The following is a 19194-nucleotide window of genomic DNA, read 5'->3' as shown; positions in this document are numbered from 1 at the left end:
TGCATGCGTCTTTAGGGGCAGCGTCTCCTCAAGTATAAACGGCAGTGAAATTTTCGTGGTGACCGGACAAAAAAACAGCATAAATAAACAGATGTGGTGGCCGGGCGGAAGCGAAGCCAAATCGCGTATAGACTGAAAGAAATCATCACCGAACAGGGAGAGTCATTTTGCATCTGGATATCAACGCATTAATTACGCAGTACGGTTATCTGGCACTTTTTATTGGCTGTATTGCCGAGGGGGAGACATTTACGCTGCTGGGCGGCGTGGCCGCGCATGAGGGGCTGCTGCATTATGTGGGGGTCGTGCTGGCGGCAATGGGTGGCGGCATTGTTGGCGACCAGCTGCTCTACTGGGTCGGTCGCCGCTGGGGCACGCGGATCCTGCGCCGCTTTAAAAAGCATCAGGACAAAGTGGTGAAGGCAAACCGCCTGATTAAACGCCGTCCCAGCCTGTTCGTGATTGGCGTGCGCTTTATGTATGGCTTCCGGCTGATTGGTCCCATCATCATCGGTGCCAGCCGCCTTAACCCGATGAAGTTTTTTATTCTTAACGTTATCGGGGCGACTATCTGGTCGCTGATATTCGTGACGCTGGGCTATTTCGCGGGCGGCATCATTGCACCGTGGCTACATAAACTCGACCAGCATCTGAAACATCTGCTGTGGCTGGTCGGGGCGGTCGTCTTCGCCTTTGTGCTGCGCTGGGTGATCCGTCGCTGGCACAACCGCCGGGCCGATCAGCAATAAGTGAACGGCGTATTCGCCCGTTGATGCACAGGTCGCCAGACGCTGAAAAGCGTCTGGCGACCTGCTGACGATGATGTGAGTCTCATCCGCCCACCTTCCCCTCTCCTTCCTTATTCAATCGCGCGTTAACCATCTGTGCCCAAACGAAGCCGCATCGGATGGCTCAGCTATAGTTAGGATGGACACTGACAGGGAGATAAGAATGAGTAAGGTAAAACGTAAGATTGAAGACCACGGCGTCATCGGCGATTTGCGCACCTGTGCGCTGGTCGCTAACGACGGCACTATTGATTATCTCTGCTGGCCTGAACTCGACAGCCCGTCGGTGTTTGCCGCCCTGCTCGACAGCGATGATGCCGGCCTTTTCTCCCTCGCACCTGACTGGCCCAATGCGCGGCGTCAGCAGCTTTACCTGCCCGACACGAATATCCTGCAGACGCGCTGGCTGGATGATGAAGGCGTGGCGGAAATCACCGACTACATGCCGATTTGTGATGATAAGAACAAACTGCCGCGCCTGATCCGCCGGGTCAAGATGGTTCGCGGCAGCGCAACCTTTCAGCTGCGCTGTTCACCGCGTCATGACTACGCCCGGGCGCAGACCCGGGCCGAAGCGCACAACGGCTGCATCGACTTTCATGCTGAAGGTCAGCCGTCGCTGCGCCTGGCAGCCTCCGTGGTGATGACGCTTGAAGACGACAGCGCCACTGCCCACTTCAGGTTACAGCCTGGCGAACATGCGCAGTTCGAGTTTGGCAGCGTGGATGATGCACATATCGAAGCGCTGGCCACCGAACACTGCTTTGAAGAAACGCTGAACTACTGGCGACGCTGGAGCGCCCGGAGCACCTATCAGGGACGCTGGCGAGAGATGGTGCAGCGCTCGGCGCTGGTCCTGAAGCTGCTGACTTCACATCAGCACGGCTCGATTGCGGCGGCGGCAACCTTTGGCCTGCCGGAAGAGTTGGGCGGCGAACGCAACTGGGACTATCGCGCCTCCTGGATCCGCGACGCCTCGTTCAGCATGTATGCACTGATGCGGCTGGGCTACGTGGATGAAGCCAAACACTTTACCCACTGGGTCGGCCGCTGTGTTGAAAACAGCCATCACGATGAGATGCGCCTGCAGGTAATGTACCGGCTGGACAGCGGCACCGAGTTGCATGAGATGGAGTTACTCAATCTTTCCGGCTATGCCGACTCCCGTCCGGTTCGCATCGGCAATGACGCCTGGCAGCAGACCCAGCTCGATATCTATGGCGAGCTGATGGATGCGGTCTATCTGGCCAATAAGTATGGTGAGGCGATCTCGCAGCGCGGCTGGGAGCATGTGGTCAAAATGATCGACTGGCTGTGTGATCACTGGGATCAACCCGATGCCGGTATATGGGAGATGCGCGGCGAGCCGGAACACTTCCTGCATTCGCGTCTGATGTGCTGGGTGGCGCTGGACCGTGCATTGCGTCTCGGCATGAAGCGATCCCTGCCGATGCCTTATGAACGCTGGGATCGGGCGCGTCGCGAGATCCGCGAAGATATCTGGACAAACTTCTGGAACAGTGAACGCGGCCATTTCTCTGCCACCCGTCATGGTGAACATCTTGACGCTTCCATGCTGCTGATGCCGCTGGTGCGCTTCGTCGGTGCCACCGACCCGGACTGGATTGCCACGCTGGATGCGATCAAAACCAATCTGGTCAGCGACGGTATGGTACGGCGTTACAATACGCATGAAACACCGGCCGATGGCCTCAAGGGATCGGAAGGCTCCTTTGGTGCCTGCTCATTCTGGTATGTCGAGTGTCTGGCGCGCGCGGGCCGGATTCAGGAAGCGCATTTTGAATTTGAGAAGCTGCTGAGCTACGCCAATCCGCTGGGCCTGTACGCCGAGGAGTTTGACAGTCACGGTCATGCGCTGGGCAATACGCCGCAGGCGCTGACGCATCTGGCGTTAATCAGTGCCGCCTTTTTCCTGAATCGCAAACTCAGCGGTGAACAGACGCAGTGGCAACCTTAATCAGGACTCCCCCGGAAAGCCGCATTTTACACGCCCTGCTTTCCGGAAATGCGCTAACATCCGCGGTGAATTTACGTAAAGTATTACAGGCAGGTTAAATTCCCGATTCACAACGTCAGATTAATGAACATATAATGCGCAGCAGGTCACATTGGCCAGCATGAATTCGACACATAGACCAGCCTGAAATATGGCGATAAAGACTTGTAAAATATGAAAATCATTCGCGCTTTCGCTTCAATCGCTCTGGCTCTGGCGGCATTCAGCCAGTCAGCCTTTGCTGTGGTTTACCCGTTACCGCCGGCCAACAGCCGTCTGATCGGGGAAAATATTGAAATTACGGTTCCTGAAGACAGTAAGCTGCCGCTGGAAGCTTTTGCGGCGCAGTACCAGATGGGCCTCAGCAATATGCTGGAAGCCAATCCGGGTGTTGACGTTTATCTGCCTAAAGCTGGCAGCAAAATGATCATCCCACAGCAGCTGATTCTGCCTGACGCACCGCGTGAAGGTATTGTGATTAACAGCGCAGAGATGCGTCTTTACTACTACCCGAAAGGCAGCAAAACCGTCGTGGTGCTGCCAATTGGTATCGGTGAATTGGGTAAAGATACCCCGATTAACTGGACCACAGCGGTAGAACGTAAGAAAGATGGCCCGACCTGGACGCCAACCAAAGGTATGCATGCGGACTATGCGGCACGCGGTGAAACGCTGCCAGCCGTGTTTCCGGCAGGCCCGGATAACCCGATGGGTCTTTACGCGCTCTATATCGGTCGTCTCTATGCGATTCACGGCACCAACGCCAACTTCGGTATCGGCCTGCGCGTGAGCCACGGCTGTGTGCGTCTGCGCGCTGACGATATTAAATGGCTGTATCAGAACGTGCCGGTCGGAACCCGCGTCCAGTTCGTCGATCAGCCGGTAAAAGCGACCGTAGAGCCAGACGGTTCACGTTATGTTGAAGTGCATAACCCGCTGTCGACTACCGAAGAGCAGTTCAACTCGCGCGAGCTGGTGCCGATTACGCTGACGCAGGCAGTAAGCAAAGTGCTGGTTGATGCCAGCGTCAATCAGGATCAGGTTAACGGTGCCATTCAGGGCCGTACCGGTATGCCGGTAAAAGTGAACGGTGTGGAAAACAACATCCAGACTGCACCTGTACCAATGCCGGAAAACCCGCAGGCTGCACCACAGGAACAGCCGATGACGCCAGTGACCCCACAGGGTGCAAACAGTGATGCTGCACAGCCACAGCAGCCCGCCACTGAGCAGGCCGCACCGATCACACCAGCAGCACCTGCAGCAGCGGCCAATACCAACTCGTAATCGCCGTCCTGCTCTAAGAAGCCAGCGCCTGTCGCTGGCTTTTTTTATTGCCTGGATTAAGGCAAATTACCGAACATTTCCGCCCTCCTTCCCCGGGTGACCATCATTAATCTGTCATATAAAGCGCGTATCACACTCCGTTAACCCGATGCAAATCAGCATCCGGCATCAGCCACGTGAGGTACACCATGAGCGAAAACAGTCTCTCCTCCTCATCAGCCCGGGGGCGCCCCGATTTCAACGGCAAGGGCAGTCGCTTCAGCAAACCGATTTTTTTCATTCTGCTGATCGCCGGGCTGGCCTTCGCCGGCCTCAACCTGGTCAATGATGTTGAAGAAACCAACACCCCGGTCACCAGCTATCTGCCGTTCTTTCTGCTGGGACTGGCGCTGCTGATTGCGCTCGGTTTTGAATTCGTCAATGGCTTTCACGATACCGCCAATGCGGTCGCCACGGTGATCTACACCCATTCGCTGACGCCTGGCGTGGCAGTAGTCTGGTCCGGTTTCTGTAACTTTATGGGCGTGCTGCTCTCCAGCGGCGTGGTGGCGTTTGGCATTATCTCACTGCTGCCGGTCGAGTTGATCCTGCAGGCCAGCAGCGGCAACGGCTTCGCCATGGTCTATGCGCTGCTCTTCTCCGCCATTATCTGGAATCTCGGCACCTGGTATTTCGGCCTGCCCTCATCGTCGTCGCATACGCTGATTGGTTCGATTATCGGCGTCGGGGTGGCTAACGCCATGCTGCATGGGCGCAGCGGACTGAGCGGCGTGGACTGGGATCAGGCACTCAAGGTCGGCTATGCCCTGCTGCTGTCGCCGGTGGTGGGTTTTGTCTGCGCCGGGCTGCTGCTCTGGGTGATGAAGATGTTTATCCGTAATCGCCAGCTTTATCAGGCCCCGAAAAGTGACCAGCCACCGCCGGTCTGGATCCGTGGTCTGCTGATCCTGACCTGTACCGGCGTCTCCTTTGCGCACGGCTCCAACGACGGCCAGAAAGGAATGGGGCTGATTATGCTGATCCTGGTGGGCACCATGCCGATCGCCTACGCCCTGAACCGATCGCTGCCGGCCGATCAGATCCCACGTGTGGCCGCACTGACTGAAGTGACCGCCCATCAGCTACTGCAACTGCAACCGGCGACGGCGCATCCCCCGGCGGCCCGCGACGTGCTGACCGGCTTTGTCGGCAGCAACCAGATGAACGCCGAGGTGTTACCGGCGCTGGCGCGGACGCTTAACGAAGTGGGCGATCAGATTCGCCGTTACGGCTCGATGGATAATATCCCTGTCCAGGCGGTGACCAATACCCGCAACCAGATGTATCTGGCTTCGGAGTCGATCAAGCATCTGCAGACCGCGAAGGTGACGCTGCCGCAGGAGACCGAACGCAATCTTAAGGCGGTGAAAACCGAACTCGACAGCGCCACCCGCTTTATTCCGATGTGGGTGAAAGTGGTGGTGGCGATAGCGCTGGGGCTTGGCACCATGGTCGGCTGGCGCAGAATTGTGGTAACGGTGGGAGAACGAATCGGCAAAACCCATCTGAGCTATGCCCAGGGTGCCAGCGCCGAGCTGGTGGCGATGATGACTATTGGCGCAGCCGATGGCTTTGGCCTGCCGGTGTCGACCACCCATGTGCTATCATCCGGCGTGGCGGGCACCATGGCGGCCAACCGCTCTGGTCTGCAGTTTTCGACTCTGCGAAATCTGGCTGTCGCCTGGGTATTGACGCTGCCAGTCTCCATTCTGCTTTCTGCCCTGCTCTACTGGGTGTTTACCCATTTCTGATAGTCAGTGCTCACCACCGGTCAGGTGGTGAGCCGTTGCTGCGTATAGAGCCGCAGCGTAATCAGCAGCGCGCCCAGCACCATCACGGCGGCAGCCAGATAGACCGACTGCATCCCCCAGTGCCCGATAAACAAGCCCGCCACCGGGCCGGTTAAACCGAGTCCCAGATCGAGAAAGGCGGAATAGGTGCCCAGCGCCGAGCCCTGATCCTGGCGCTCAACCCTTTTTACCGCCTCAACGCCCAGCGCCGGGAAGACCAGCGAGAAACCGCTGCCGGTGAGGAACGCGCCCGCGCCCACCAGCCAGGCGCTGTCCGCCTGCCAGATAATCAGCAGTCCCAGACACTCCAGCAGGAAAGAGAACAGCGACACACGCAGTCCGCCAAAGCGGGTAATAAAGCGACCAAAACCCAGCCGCACCAGCACAAACCCCAGGCTGAACAGCGTCAGTGCATAGGCCGCGCCCTGCCAGTCGCGGCTGGCAAAATAGAGGGTGATAAAGGTGGCGATGACGCCAAAGCCGATGGTGCCGAAGCCCAGCGCCAGGCCATAAAGCCAGACGCGGGAGAAGACGCGATGAAACGGAATGCGCTCGCCAACGCTGACGGTGACCGCCGGTTTGCGGCTGGCCATCAGATACCCAACGACGCCCATCAGCGCAATCAGTCCGGCAAATCCGCTCATACCAAATTGACTGTTCAGCAGCACGCCCAGCGGCGCACCAACAGCCATCGCCAGATAGGTGGCGACACCGTTCCAGGAGATGACGCGCGCGGTCTGCAACGGCCCGACGATATTCATGCCCCACAGCGTGGAACCGGTGCTGCTGAAGCTTTCGCCCACGCCAAGAAACAGTCGCCCGATAGCCAGCAGCGCCAGACTCAGCCACGGCCAGCTGCTCAGCAGAGCCGCCACAATAGTCAGCACTCCGCTCATGCCGCAGCAGAGCAGTCCCAGCATCACCACCCGTTTCGGCCCCAGGCGATCGGCGAGACGGCCCGACTGCGGACGGCTGAGCAGCGTCGCAAAATACTGGATGCTGATAATCAGACCGGCAATAAAGGAGCTGAAGCCAAGCTGATTTTTGACGAAGCCCGGCAGCACGGCCAGCGGCAGTCCGACGGAGAGATAGCAGAAGAAAGTGAAAATGATAACCGAGAGGATTCGTTTGTTGAGCTGACTGTTGCTCAACACAGCGGTGTCAGACATAGCAGGCTTGTGGTGTGGGAAATTTTGCCCACTATACCGTCAGGCGGTTAAGGGGTCGCCTGATTTTTTATCACAAACCATGAACATGTGCATGACGGTCAATCGCCTGCGCGATGTCGCCCGAGTTTTTTAACGCACGGATTTCACTGAATAAGCCATCGGCTTCGCCATACGCTTTGCGCAGATAACCGAGCCACTGTTTGATCCGCGCCACGTGATAGAGGCCGGTATCGCCCTGCTTTTCCAGCCGGCTGTATTTCTGCAATAACCGCACCACATCGGGCCAGGCCATCGGCGGTTCGTTGTATTTCACCACCCGGCTCAGGTTGGGGATGTTCAGTGCACCACGGCCAATCATTACCGCATCGCAGCCGGTGACCGCCATACAGTTTTGCGCGCTTTGCCAGTCCCATATCTCGCCATTAGCAATCACCGGAATGCGCAGCCGCTGACGAATGTCGCCAATCGCCTGCCAGTTGATCGCTTCTGCGCGATAGCCCTCTTCTTTGGTCCGTCCATGCACTGTTAGTTCGCTGGCACCGGCCTGCTGGACCGCGTCGGCAATCTCCAGGCTGCGGGCACTGGAATCCCAGCCGAGCCGCACTTTTACCGTTACCGGCAAATCGGCAGGCACCGCTTCACGCATCGCTTTCGCGCCGCGATAAATCAGATCGGGATCTTTCAGAAGGGTTGCGCCGCCTCCGCTGCCGTTGACCAGTTTAGAGGGACAACCACAGTTGAGATCAACACCCCAGGAACCCAGCTCCACCGCGCGTGCGGCGTTCTCGGCTAACCATTCGGGATGCTGCCCCAGCAGCTGCATCCGCACCCGCGTGCCGGATGGCGTACGGCTGGCGTGATGCAGTTCGGGGCAGAGACGGGTGAAGGATTTTACCGGCAGCAGTTGATCGACTACGCGCAAAAACTCAGTGATGCAGAGATCGTAGTCGTTCACTTCCGATAGCAGCTGGCGCACCAGTGAGTCCAGCACGCCTTCCATCGGAGCCAGTAAAACCCTCATACTCAGACGTTTCCGGTGCGCTTCGGAGCCGGACGACGTGGACGGGCTGCGGGCTTATCGCCCTGAGGTGCCGCCTGGCTCTGACGACGCGCCTGAGGACGTTTGTCGCCGGATGAAGATGAACGCGATGCGCCTGCACCCTGTCCGCCCTGACCACGCCCACGACCGCCACCACCTGCACCGCCACGAGACTGCTGCTGACGACCGTTGATGATCGGCTCGGCCTTGATGCTTGGATCCGGCTCATAGCCTTCAATCGCCAGACGCGGGATTTCACGCTTCAGCAGACGTTCGATATCACGCAGCAGTTTGTGCTCATCGACGCAGACCAGCGACAGTGCGACACCGGTTGCAGCCGCACGGCCGGTACGGCCAATACGGTGAACGTAATCTTCGGCGACGTTGGGCAGCTCGTAGTTCACGACGTGTGGCAGCTCTTCGATATCCAGGCCACGGGCCGCGATATCGGTCGCAACCAGCACGCGAATGCCGCCTGACTTAAAGTCGGCCAGCGCACGGGTACGGGCACCCTGGCTCTTGTTGCCGTGGATTGCGGCAGCGGTGATGCCATCTTTGCCCAGCTGCTCGGCAAGGTGGTTAGCGCCGTGTTTGGTACGGGTAAAGACCAGCACCTGCTGCCAGTTACCTTCGCCGATCAGCTGCGACAGCAGTTCCCGCTTACGCTTCTTATCAACGAAATGCACCTGCTGTGCCACCTGCTCAGAAGCGGTGTTGCGGCGAGCCACTTCAATCATTTCCGGGTTGGTCAGCAGTTTTTCCGCCAGGCCTTTGATCTCATCCGAGAAGGTGGCTGAGAACAGCAGGTTCTGACGTTTGGCCGGCAGACGTGCCAGTACGCGACGAATGTCGTGGATAAAGCCCATATCCAGCATACGGTCCGCTTCATCCAGCACCAGAATTTCGACCTGAGACAGGTCAACGGCATTCTGCTGCGCCAGATCCAGCAGGCGACCTGGCGTGGCCACCAGCACATCGACGCCGCCACGCAGCTTAACCATCTGTGGATTGATGCTGACGCCACCAAACACGACCAGCGAACGCAGCGAGAGATATTTGCTGTAGTCGCTGACGTTTTCGCCGACCTGCGCCGCGAGTTCACGGGTTGGGGTCAGGATCAGGGCGCGCACCGGGCGACGACCGCGTACGGGCGTCGCGGTGGCAGAGAGTTTCTGTAACAACGGTAAGGTAAAGCCGGCCGTTTTGCCGGTGCCGGTCTGGGCACTCGCCAGCAGATCGCGGCCTGCCAGCACCACAGGAATCGCCTGGCGCTGGATAGGTGTAGGTTCGCTGTAGCCTTGTTCGGCAACCGCGCGCAAAATATCGGCACTCAGGCCGAGAGAGTCAAATGACATTACGTGGTTTACTCCGGTCCGCTCTGGCCGTGATTCACGGTGTAGTTTTCAGAGGGATAGTGACGGCAGCTGGGGCTGACGCGTGAAAAGGGCACAAACTACGATGCGTAAGCGGGCGAGTGTAGCAGCTTTAAATGAAGTGTGCGAGATAGCTCACATTTACTGACATAACTTAACTGCGCAGAAACAGGAAGGCCACCTCGCGGTGGCCTTCAACTTAACTACGTTTATTTTCGATGCGCCGCGGTGGCTCTTTCGCCAGTAGCGAAACCAGCGCCGGACCCAGCAACATCACTACGCCGAGACAGGCCAGCAGCAGATTGTTGTGGTAAATCCGCGACACCAGGAACAGTGTCATCATGGCGGCGCCAAAGTAGTAAGTGGTGGTCGCTTCTTCAAGATAATCGCCGAGCGTACGTAAACGGGCGATGCGCTGTGTCACCAGCATGGCAACAAAAACCAGTGCGTACATCGCCACCAGCGTGCTGCAGACATCAACCAGCGCCTTGTGTTTCCAGCCCCAGATCAGCGCAGCGATCACCAGCAGATGCATAGCGATATGCAACAACGTCTGACCCGTGATGATTTGAATACGATTAGACCATTTCATTCAATTCTCCTGGCAGACCCAACAGGTCGCCCAAGTGCTACCGGCACAAGCCGGAAACGGTTTCCTCAATGTAAAACAATTTTCGGATAACGCCCTAAATATCGCGCTCTCTCACCACCCATTTGTGACAAAGACTACACTTTGATTCTATTGATGATGAAAAGGAGTGCGTCGCGAGTATGCCACAAAATGCGCAAGGATTTTCAATAAAAGTCCTGACGATCAATACACACAAGGGGTTTGCCCCGTTTAATCGCCGCTTCATCCTGCCGGAATTGCGCGAAGCCGTTCGCGCAACCTCGGCGGATGTGGTCTTTCTCCAGGAGGTAATGGGCACCCATGCCATCCACGCCCTTAACCATGAAGAGTGGCCTGAATCGCCTCATTATGAGTTTCTGGCTGACACCATGTGGAACGATTTCGCCTACGGCCGCAATGCGGTCTATCCGGAGGGACATCACGGCAATGCCGTGCTTTCACGCTTCCCGATAACTGACTATGAGAACCGGGATATCTCGGTGGCAGGCAGTGAAAACCGCGGCATGCTGCACTGTCAGATCGCCCTGCCCGAGTCGCACGGCACGCTGCATGTCATCTGTGTTCACCTGGGTCTGAAAGAGACACATCGTCACGCGCAGATGAAGAAGATCTGTGAAATGGTCAACTCGCTGCCGCCCGACGCGCCGGTCGTCGTAGCAGGCGATTTTAACGACTGGCAGCGACGCGCTAACGCCATATTAAAACAGGGCGCAGGCCTGAAAGAGGTATTCAGTATGAAGACCGGACGCCCGGCGCGCACCTTCCCGGCGCGCTTCCCGCTATTGCGGCTTGACCGCATCTATGTGCGCAACGCCACCGTCAGTCATCCGTGGGCGCTGCCGCGTAAGCCCTGGTCCCATCTTTCCGATCACGCGCCGCTGGCGGTGGAGATTCATCTATGAATTTTAACTGGCAGGAAGGCAACCGGCTACTGTTGCTGGAAAATGGTGAAGCGTTTTTCCCGCGCGTCTTTGGCGCGATTCAGCGGGCAGAACGCTCAGTTTTGATCGAAACCTTTATTCTGTTTGAGGATGACGTCGGCAACGCCCTGCACCGCGAATTGCTGGCAGCGGCCCAGCGCGGCGTGCGGGTCGAAGTGATGGTCGATGGCTACGGCTCCGCTGAACTCTCCGACAAATTTGTGAACAGCCTGACCAGCGCGGGTGTGCGTTTCATCTACTACGATCCGCGCCCGCTGGTGATGGGGATGCGCACCAACGTCTTCCGTCGCCTGCACCGTAAAACGGTGGTGGTGGATGACGTGGTCGCCTTTGTCGGCGGCATCAACTTCTCGGCTGAACATAACACCGATTATGGCCCGGAGGCGAAACAGGATTACGCGGTACAGGTCAAAGGCCCGGTCGTGGCTGACATCGCCCGCTATCTGCAACAGGCGATTGGCAGCGAACAGCATACCCGCCGCTGGTGGGGATCGCGTTCTCATCGTCCGGCGGTGAATGCTAAACCCGGCGATGCCCAGGTGCTCTATGTCTATCGTGATAATGACGAGCACCGCGACGACATCGAAGTGCACTATCTGGAGATGCTGCGCGAGGCCAAAAAGGATGTGATTATTGCCAACGCCTACTTCTTCCCGGGCTACCGGCTGCTGCGTGAGATGCGCAATGCCGCGCAGCGTGGCGTCCGGGTGCGGCTGATTGTGCAGGGCGAGCCGGATATGCCGATTGTGAAAGTGGGCGCAGAGCTGCTCTACAACTATCTGGTCGATGGTGGCGTTGAAGTCTACGAATATATCCGTCGTCCGCTGCACGGCAAGATCGCCGTAAAAGATGATTACTGGGCGACCGTCGGCTCCAGCAACCTCGATCCGCTGAGCCTCTCTCTGAACCTGGAAGCTAACCTGATCATCCATGACCGGCCGTTCAACCAGACGCTGCGTGACAACCTCGAAGCGCTGCTGGCCAACGACTGCCAGCGCGTGCAGGAGGATCGCCTGCCGCCGCGCAACTGGTGGCAACTGAGCAAAAGCGTGGTGGTATTCCATTTCCTGCGTCATTTCCCGGCCATCGCGGGCTGGCTTCCGGCACACACGCCGCAACTGGCTCAGGTCAGTGCGCCAGTACAGCCTGAAATGGAAACGCAGGATCGTGTAGAAGCAGACAACCCGGGAGCAAAATCCTGATGGCAAAAAAACATCCACGCTGGCAGCTGGCAAAAAAAATCCTCACCGTGCTGTTTTTCGTCGCGGTGGTGGTTCTGCTGGTGGTTTATGCCCGCAAAGTGAACTGGGAAGATGTTTATGAGGTCATCGTTAACTACAACCGCTTTGTGGTCCTGACCGCCGCCGGACTGGTGGTGCTGAGTTACCTGGTCTATGGCTGCTATGACCTGATTGGCCGCGCCTACTGCGGCCATAAGCTGGCGAAGCGGCAGGTCATGCTGGTGTCGTTTATCTGTTACGCCTTTAACCTGACGCTGAGTACCTGGGTGGGCGGCGTCGCCATGCGATACCGGCTCTATTCCCGGCTGGGCCTCGACAGCGGCACCATCACCCGCATCTTCTCCCTGAGCATCGCGACTAACTGGCTGGGCTATATTCTGCTGGCGGGCGTGGTGTTCAGTGCGGGCATGGTCTCGATCCCCGGCGGCTGGTTTATTGGTGAGACTACGCTGCGGCTGATTGGCGTGGTTCTGCTGGTGCTGGTGGCGATTTACCTCTGGGCCTGTGCCTTCTCAAAACAGCGTCGCTGGACGATTAAAGGCCAGACGCTGCAGCTGCCTTCACTGCGCATGGCGCTGCTGCAGTTTGCGGTTTCCTGTGCCAACTGGATGGTGATGGGCGCGATTATCTGGCTGCTGCTGGGACGCGACGTGGGCTATCCGATGGTGCTGGGCGTCCTGCTGATCAGCAGTATTGCCGGAGTAATCATTCACATTCCGGCGGGCATTGGCGTTCTGGAAGCGGTTTTCCTGGCGCTGCTCAGCGGTCAGCACGCTTCGCATGGCACCATCATCGCGGCGCTGCTGGCCTATCGTGTGCTCTACTTTATCCTGCCGCTGCTGTTAGCGCTGGTGCTCTATCTGGGCCTGGAGAGTCGGGCGAAGCATCTGCGTCAGAAGAACGAGCAGAAGTTACAGAAATCGTAATAAAAAAGGGAGGCGCAACCTTCGCGCCTCCCCTTTTACACTGAAAATCAGCGGCGGTTACCGAGGATCCGCAGCAGCATCAGGAACAGGTTAATGAAGTCGAGATAGAGCGTCAGCGCGCCCATGATCGAATAGCGACGCAGGTTTTCCGTGTCGCGGGCATCAATCTGCTCACCGATGTTTTTCAGCTTCTGCGTGTCATAAGCGGTTAATCCCACAAACACCACCACACCGATGTAGGTAATCGCCCACATCAGCGCCGGGCTTTTCAGCCAGAAGTTCACCAGCGACGCCAGCACAATGCCAATCAGCGCCATAAACAGCAGGCTGCCAAAACGGCTCAAGTCGCGTTTGGTGGTATAGCCGTAAAAGCTCATTGCACCAAACATCCCCGCCGTGACAAAGAAGGTGCTGGCGATGGAAGAGTAGGTGTAGACCAGGAAGATACTCGCCATGGTAATGCCGGTCAGCGCCGAATAGAGCATAAACAGCCCGGTGGCTACGGCTCCGCTCAGACGATGCACCATGCCTGACAGGAAGAACACCAGCGCCAGCTGCGCGATAATCAGCCCGAAGAAGGTAATGCGATTGGCAAACACCAGCTCCATCACTGCGGGCGTACGCGCCGCGAACCAGGAGACAAATGCGGTCAGTAACAGACCGCAGGTCATCCAGCCATAGACCTGCGCCATATAGGCTTGTAAACCGCGAGATGCGGGTTGAACGATGGAATCATTGCGTGGATATCGGTCCATGATGCACCTCTTGTTGAACGGATGAACAGCTCCCTGCCGGGAGCCATGCCAGAGTTAAGTGTGGCACAGCTCAGCTCAACTGTGCCACAACATGCCGGTTAACGCCGCGACAGACACTGCTGATAACGACTGTCGACGCGCTGCGCAAACCACGCCGTCGTCAGATTACGGGTAATTTTCGGACTTTCCAGCTTAATGCCCGGCAGCATTTCACGCGGCAGCTTACGGCCTGCCATTTTATCCGCCAGGGCAAAGACCTGTTTCCAGAGTTCGCTGTCGCTGAATGATTCTTTCTCCCCTTTCTCCAGATCGCGGCGAATGGCGCTGTTGCTCATGTTGATCTGCTTTGAGAGCGTCCGTACCGCCAGTTCGGTGCCGCCCGCCGCGTCTGAGCCATAGAGGATCAGATCGCCATCCAGCGCCAGCTTCATGCCGGTGGCTTTTGACACTGCCGCCTGGAACGCCGCATTGCGGCTGGCGTACCAGCCTGCATTGTAGTCGGCAAAGCGATAGAGCGGCTGGCTGTAGTCAGCCGGATAGCCGAGCAGGTGCATCGTCCCAAAGTAGATACCGCCGTGACGGGTAAAGACTTCACGCCGGATGGTGCCATCGATCGGCCACGGATAGCCTTTGGCGTGCGCTTCGGCAAACGCGATGCTGACCTGCATCGGCCCACCGGTGTGAATTGGGTTGAGATTGCCGAACAGCGTCTGGCCCATCGGCACCATATCGATCAGATCATCGAAGATGGCGCTAAGGTCTTTTTCACTGCGCACCTTGTCCAGCCGGGCGGCGTAGCTTTCTCCGGTCGGCGATTTGATCAGCAGCGCGGTGCGCACCAGGAAGGCCGGGACGTGCACCTGCGCTGCACGGCGGTTGATCTCGCCCCAGGCGATTTTCGGCAGGCCTGGCACCGCGGCCTCGGCGCTGAAGTTACTCTCCTGATCCGCCACGGCGATCACCGCGCACAGGTTACTGGCGCTTGGGTCGATCTGCTGCGTGCGGAAGGTGGTGTAGATATCGTCGCTCCAGGCCGCTTTATTGCTAACGTGCGACGGCAGCAGCCGCTGGATTTGCGCTTTGACATCTTCAGGCTGCCGTACCGGCGCCTCCGGCGTTTTCTTGCTGCTACAACCCGCCAGCACCAGGGCGGCGACCAGTGTCAGACGTTGCAGAATCGGGGTAGATGACATGCCTGTCCTCAGAATGAACCAAAGCCCTACTCTACCATTGCCAGAGTTTCACAGGCAGGAGAGAACTGAACTAAGGTTACCTTTTTTAACGTTAAAGGAACTTACGATGTTTAAACTCTGGCCTGTTGCGGCGTTCAGCCTGTTATTAACCGGCTGCGGCGCCAGTAATACCCCTGCTCAGGTGCAGTCACCGGGCGCGCCGACCTCCTCCTCGCTTAAGGTGCTGGAGACCGGCGCCAGCGTGATGCAGTCCCGTCCGCCTATCGACGCCATCAATACTTATCTCGATGGCTTCCATTTTTATAACGGCGATAAAAACGGTCAGATGGAGGCGCACCACTATGTCACCGTGCTGAACGACGATGTGATGCAGGCGGTGATTTACGATGGCAACACGCGCGACGCGCGGCTGATGGGCGTGGAGTACATCATCAGCGAACGGCTGTTTAAGACCCTGCCGCCCGAAGAGAAAAAGCTATGGCACAGCCATCAGTATGAGGTGAAATCGGGCACGCTGATTGCGCCAGGCTTACCGAAAGTTGCCGACCACGCGCTGATGACCCGCATCGTGAATACTTATGGCAAAACCTGGCACACCTGGCATACCGATCGCGACAAAACGCTGCCGATCGGCATTCCGGCGCTGATGATGGGCTTTACCCAGGATGGTCAGATGGATTCACGGCTGCTGGCGGATCGCGATCGCCGTTTTGACGTGGACAGCAAGCAGATCCGGGCCGATCGGGCGGATATCGTAGCCAATCCGGCGGCGCCGGGTGCTAACGCCTGGGAAAAGGGCCAGGTTATTCAGCTTAAGCGCACCAGCGGTGGTGGTGAGCACAGCCACGGTCAGACCGGGTTTGGTCCGGCGGAGCAGCTGAAACAGCCGTAGGCGTTGTGTATGCGTGTTAGCGGGCTGTGACGCGGGAGGGATCAGCGGTAACGCAGCGGGCGGAGAAACCTCTGCCCGCTTGCGCCATTAATGCCTCAGTCCCAGCGCTGGGCAGCCTGATGGTCGCTGTCGCGGGCATCCACCCAGCGATCGTCCTGCTCTGTCGCTTCGCGCTTCCAGAACGGCGCACGAGTTTTCAGGTAATCCATGATGAACTCCGCGGCAGAAAAGGCGCTGCCGCGATGGGCGCTCGTCACGCCCACCAGCACGATCTCATCGCCGGGAAACAGCTCGCCGACGCGGTGGATTACCGTGACGCGCTGCAGTGGCCAGCGTTCGCGCGCCGCATCAACAATCTCCTGCAGCGCTTTTTCGGTCATGCCGGGATAGTGCTCCAGCGTCAGCGCCGCCACGTTATCACCCAGATTGTGGTTACGCACTTTGCCGGTAAAAGTCACTACGGCACCATCTTCGTCACAGGCCGCCAGCCAGCGATACGCTTCCGCCATATCAAAGGGTTCGGGGCCGACGCGAATCTGCGTTTCCATCTTAGCCTCCGGTTACGGGCGGGAAAAAGGCCACTTCATCACCAGCATGCAGCGGGTGACTCATCGGCACCAGCGTCTGATTAACCGCCGCCAGCAGTTTGCCCGACTCCAGCGCCAGCGCCCAGCGATCGTCGCGTTCGGCCAGCGCAGCGCGCAGCGCCGCCACATCCGGATAGTCAGCGTTAACCTCAAGGGAAGCGGTGCCGATCAGCTCGCGCACCTGGGCGAAAAACAGCACCTTAATCATGCGTGACCGCCTGGAAATCGCCGCTTTTGCCACCGCTCTTGCTGATTAAGCGCAGCTGATCGATGACGATATCCTTCTGCACGGCTTTGCACATGTCGTAGATGGTCAGCGCGGCTACTGACGCTGCCGTCAGCGCTTCCATCTCGACGCCGGTTTTGCCGGTCAGGCGACAGAGCGTGGTGATGCGAACCCGGCTATGGTCTGGTTCCGCTTCCAGATTCACTTCCACTTTGCTCAGCATCAGCGGATGACAGAGCGGGATGAGCTCCCAGGTGCGTTTTGCTGCCTGGATCCCGGCGATGCGCGCCGTGGCGAAGACATCCCCTTTGTGATGGCTGCCTTCCATAATCATCTGCAGCGTTTCCGGCTGCATCAGCACCAGCACTTCGGCGCGCGCTTCGCGCACGGTTTCAGCCTTGGCGGAAACATCCACCATGTGTGCTTCGCCCGCGGCATTAATGTGTGTGAGTTGAGACATACTTACCGTTTCTTCAGATGTGAGACAAAATTACAGGGCGCAGTGCGCGCATCAAGCTGGTCAGCGATAATCCGCTCCCAGGCGGTGCGGCAGGCGCTGGTGGAACCCGGCACGGCCAGAATCAGCGTCCCGTTTGCCAGACCGGCAATGGCGCGCGACTGCAGCGTCGAGCCGCCAATCTCCTCATAGGAGATCATCCGGAACAGTTCGCCAAACCCGTCAATCTCGCGGTCAAACAGCGGCAGCAGCGCTTCCGGCGTGCTGTTTTTCAGGTTAAAGCCGGTGCCGCCATTGATGATCACCACCTGGACATCGTCACTGGCGATCCAGCGCGATACGGTGGCGCGAATGCGATAAAGGTTATCCGGCACGATGGCGTGATCGACCACTTCATGGCCCGCTTCCGCCGCTGCCTCGCGCAGATAGTCGCCGGAGGTATCGTTGCTGGCATCGCGACGGTCTGACACCGTCATCACCGCAATCTGCACGGCCTGAAATTCGCTGGCTGGTTTACCCATACTTCCTCCTGAAATTAGCCGCCAATGTAAGAGAGATTCTGTGTGATACCGGTGTTGCCCTGATGCAGGAAGTGCGTCTGCTTCTTCTGTCCCAGGCTGCTGGCGATGCGCGCCTGCAGTTCGGCCTGCTGCTCATCGGACGCCAGCAGGTCACGCAGCGGTATGCCGCCGTCACCAAACAGGCACAGGTGAAGGTTTCCCTGCGCCGAGACGCGCAGACGGTTGCAGCTGGCACAGAAATCTTTGGCATAAGGCATGATCAGGCCAATCTCGCCGACATAGTCGGGATGATAAAAGACCTGCGCCGGGCCGTCGCTGCGTCCGCTTTCGCGCCGCTGCCAGCCCTGGGCAATGAGCTGTTCGCGGATCACCATGCCGGAAACGTGCTGATCGCGGAACAGCGTGCCGCCGTCGCCGGTCTCCATCAGTTCGATAAAGCGCAGCTGAATCGGACGGGTGCGGATCCAGTCGAGGAACGTGGCCAGATTACGGCTGTTGAGATCGCGCATCAGCACGCTGTTGACTTTGACCTGACGAAAACCGGCGTCCAGCGCCGCGTCGATGCCGCTCATCACCTGATGGAATTTATCCTGGCCGGTGATGGCGTGAAACTGACGGGCGTCCAGGCTGTCGACGCTGACGTTGAGTGCGGTCAGACCCGCGTCGCGCCACTGTTTCACGTCGCGCGCCAGCCGGTAGCCATTGGTGGTGACCGCGATCTGGCGGATAGAGGCGTTTTCACGCACTGCCGCAATGATGTCGGTGAAATCACGGCGCAGCGACGGCTCACCACCGGTCAGCCGCACTTTTTCGGTTCCGGCTGCGGCGAAAGCCCGCGTGACGCGGCGGATTTCATCCAGAGAGAGAAAGCTTTTGTTACGAATTCCCTGCGGTTTGTAGCCGTCAGGAAGACAATAGGTACAGCGGAAATTACAGACATCCGTGACCGACAGGCGCAGATAATAGAACTTACGCGCGTATGCATCAGTAAATTGTGACACCAGAACACCTTTCCAGATTGGGAGATGCAGTCATTTCTTCCTGCACCCTGGCAGCTCAGTGGCTACGGCCTGAATCCCCTATCCGCAGACTTAGGCATTCAGGCTTGAGTGTACGCTGACCCGTTGATCAGCGCGGTAAACATGATGGTAGCGTGAATTTCCTCACTCTTCCATTTGCTCTTTTCGCTATATATTCTTATACATATCGAATTTTCACCGCATTTTCGCGACAGGATACGTTAAAATGCGATCCAGATTTTGACGCAAGTCATCCGCGCGGGATTAGCGTTTAGAGCCACGCTACGCGACGAGATGTTAAGG

The 19194-nt window shown here is 58.0% G+C and carries 19 protein-coding genes and 1 riboswitch; of the genes, 8 read left to right on the top strand and 11 right to left on the bottom strand.

The features are described from left to right. Window positions 1-167 precede the first annotated feature (167 nt). The 4 genes from BY447_RS16425 to BY447_RS16410 all read left to right on the top strand — a co-directional run bounded on the left by BY447_RS16425 (window position 168) and on the right by BY447_RS16410 (window position 5882). Window positions 168-749, top strand: coding sequence for a DedA family protein (locus BY447_RS16425; protein WP_061061975.1), 582 nt, complete (start codon window positions 168-170; stop codon window positions 747-749). A gap of 202 nt (window positions 750-951) precedes the next feature. Beyond that, window positions 952-2766 (top strand): glycoside hydrolase family 15 protein, encoded by a 1815-nt coding sequence (locus BY447_RS16420; protein WP_110331546.1) that lies wholly within the window; start codon window positions 952-954, stop codon window positions 2764-2766. 213 nt (window positions 2767-2979) lie between these two features. After that, window positions 2980-4092: a L,D-transpeptidase family protein gene (locus BY447_RS16415; RefSeq protein WP_110331545.1), complete on the top strand. Its 1113-nt coding sequence runs from the start codon at window positions 2980-2982 to the stop codon at window positions 4090-4092. A 188-nt stretch (window positions 4093-4280) separates the two neighbouring features. Further along, entirely contained in the window at window positions 4281-5882 is a 1602-nt protein-coding gene (locus BY447_RS16410; protein WP_110331544.1) for an inorganic phosphate transporter, read from the top strand. Between the two features lie 20 nt (window positions 5883-5902). Here BY447_RS16410 and BY447_RS16405 read toward each other — a convergent pair whose 3' ends face one another. From BY447_RS16405 to BY447_RS16390, 4 genes are all read right to left on the bottom strand, one after another. Further along, window positions 5903-7090 (bottom strand): MFS transporter, encoded by a 1188-nt coding sequence (locus BY447_RS16405; RefSeq protein ID WP_033782378.1) that lies wholly within the window; start codon window positions 7088-7090, stop codon window positions 5903-5905. Between the two features lie 70 nt (window positions 7091-7160). Next, window positions 7161-8111: a tRNA dihydrouridine(16) synthase DusC gene (dusC, locus tag BY447_RS16400; protein WP_095707520.1), complete on the bottom strand. Its 951-nt coding sequence runs from the start codon at window positions 8109-8111 to the stop codon at window positions 7161-7163. A 2-nt stretch (window positions 8112-8113) separates the two neighbouring features. Then, window positions 8114-9484, bottom strand: coding sequence for an ATP-dependent RNA helicase RhlE (rhlE, locus tag BY447_RS16395; protein ID WP_110331543.1), 1371 nt, complete (start codon window positions 9482-9484; stop codon window positions 8114-8116). A 217-nt stretch (window positions 9485-9701) separates the two neighbouring features. After that, a complete protein-coding gene (locus tag BY447_RS16390) occupies window positions 9702-10094 on the bottom strand; it encodes a YbhQ family protein (protein WP_031594396.1) in 393 nt (130 codons plus the stop codon). A 179-nt stretch (window positions 10095-10273) separates the two neighbouring features. Between BY447_RS16390 and BY447_RS16385 the strand changes: the two genes are divergently transcribed. From BY447_RS16385 to BY447_RS16375, 3 genes are read left to right on the top strand one after another with little or no spacing between them, the layout of a single operon-like run. Further along, window positions 10274-11035 carry an endonuclease/exonuclease/phosphatase family protein gene (locus BY447_RS16385; RefSeq protein WP_110331542.1) on the top strand — a complete coding sequence of 254 codons (762 nt, stop codon included), beginning with the start codon at window positions 10274-10276 and terminating at the stop codon, window positions 11033-11035. Then, window positions 11032-12276: a cardiolipin synthase ClsB gene (gene clsB / locus BY447_RS16380; RefSeq protein WP_110331541.1), complete on the top strand. Its 1245-nt coding sequence runs from the start codon at window positions 11032-11034 to the stop codon at window positions 12274-12276. Before BY447_RS16385 ends, clsB begins: the two co-directional genes overlap by 4 nt. Next, window positions 12276-13241: a lysylphosphatidylglycerol synthase transmembrane domain-containing protein gene (locus BY447_RS16375; protein WP_013357195.1), complete on the top strand. Its 966-nt coding sequence runs from the start codon at window positions 12276-12278 to the stop codon at window positions 13239-13241. The genes clsB and BY447_RS16375 overlap by 1 nt, the downstream gene beginning before the upstream one ends. Before the next feature lie 47 nt (window positions 13242-13288). Here the strand turns inward: BY447_RS16375 and BY447_RS16370 are convergent, their stop codons facing one another. Together BY447_RS16370 and BY447_RS16365 are read right to left on the bottom strand one after the other, a co-directional pair. Then, the gene (locus BY447_RS16370; RefSeq protein ID WP_013357194.1) at window positions 13289-13996 is read right to left on the bottom strand and encodes a Bax inhibitor-1 family protein; all 708 of its coding nucleotides are present in this window, start codon (window positions 13994-13996) and stop codon (window positions 13289-13291) included. Window positions 13997-14094: 98 nt separating this feature from the next. After that, the gene (locus tag BY447_RS16365) at window positions 14095-15189 is read right to left on the bottom strand and encodes a DUF1615 domain-containing protein (protein WP_110331540.1); all 1095 of its coding nucleotides are present in this window, start codon (window positions 15187-15189) and stop codon (window positions 14095-14097) included. Window positions 15190-15295: 106 nt separating this feature from the next. On the opposite strand from BY447_RS16365, the gene BY447_RS16360 reads away from it, so the two are divergent. After that, the gene (locus tag BY447_RS16360; RefSeq protein WP_107319433.1) at window positions 15296-16081 is read left to right on the top strand and encodes an OBAP family protein; all 786 of its coding nucleotides are present in this window, start codon (window positions 15296-15298) and stop codon (window positions 16079-16081) included. A gap of 95 nt (window positions 16082-16176) precedes the next feature. Here BY447_RS16360 and moaE read toward each other — a convergent pair whose 3' ends face one another. The 5 genes from moaE to moaA all read right to left on the bottom strand — a co-directional run bounded on the left by moaE (window position 16177) and on the right by moaA (window position 18873). Beyond that, the gene (moaE, locus tag BY447_RS16355; RefSeq protein WP_110331539.1) at window positions 16177-16629 is read right to left on the bottom strand and encodes a molybdopterin synthase catalytic subunit MoaE; all 453 of its coding nucleotides are present in this window, start codon (window positions 16627-16629) and stop codon (window positions 16177-16179) included. 1 nt (window position 16630) lies between these two features. After that, a complete protein-coding gene (moaD, locus tag BY447_RS16350) occupies window positions 16631-16876 on the bottom strand; it encodes a molybdopterin synthase sulfur carrier subunit (protein WP_013357190.1) in 246 nt (81 codons plus the stop codon). Then, window positions 16869-17354: a cyclic pyranopterin monophosphate synthase MoaC gene (gene moaC, locus BY447_RS16345; protein WP_095707527.1), complete on the bottom strand. Its 486-nt coding sequence runs from the start codon at window positions 17352-17354 to the stop codon at window positions 16869-16871. The genes moaD and moaC overlap by 8 nt, the downstream gene beginning before the upstream one ends. 2 nt (window positions 17355-17356) lie before the next feature. Then, complete coding sequence (gene moaB, locus BY447_RS16340) at window positions 17357-17872, bottom strand: molybdenum cofactor biosynthesis protein B (RefSeq protein WP_013357188.1); 516 nt, start codon at window positions 17870-17872, stop codon at window positions 17357-17359. Between the two features lie 14 nt (window positions 17873-17886). After that, a complete protein-coding gene (moaA, locus tag BY447_RS16335) occupies window positions 17887-18873 on the bottom strand; it encodes a GTP 3',8-cyclase MoaA (protein WP_033782369.1) in 987 nt (328 codons plus the stop codon). Continuing rightward, a riboswitch (molybdenum cofactor riboswitch) is annotated at window positions 18863-18996 on the bottom strand. (Overlaps the previous gene by 11 nt.) Window positions 18997-19194 lie beyond the last annotated feature (198 nt).

The organism is Pantoea sp. JKS000250, from assembly GCF_003201065.1.
GTDB lineage: Bacteria > Pseudomonadota > Gammaproteobacteria > Enterobacterales > Enterobacteriaceae > Pantoea > Pantoea vagans.
This window is presented reverse-complemented; position numbering and strand designations above follow the sequence as displayed.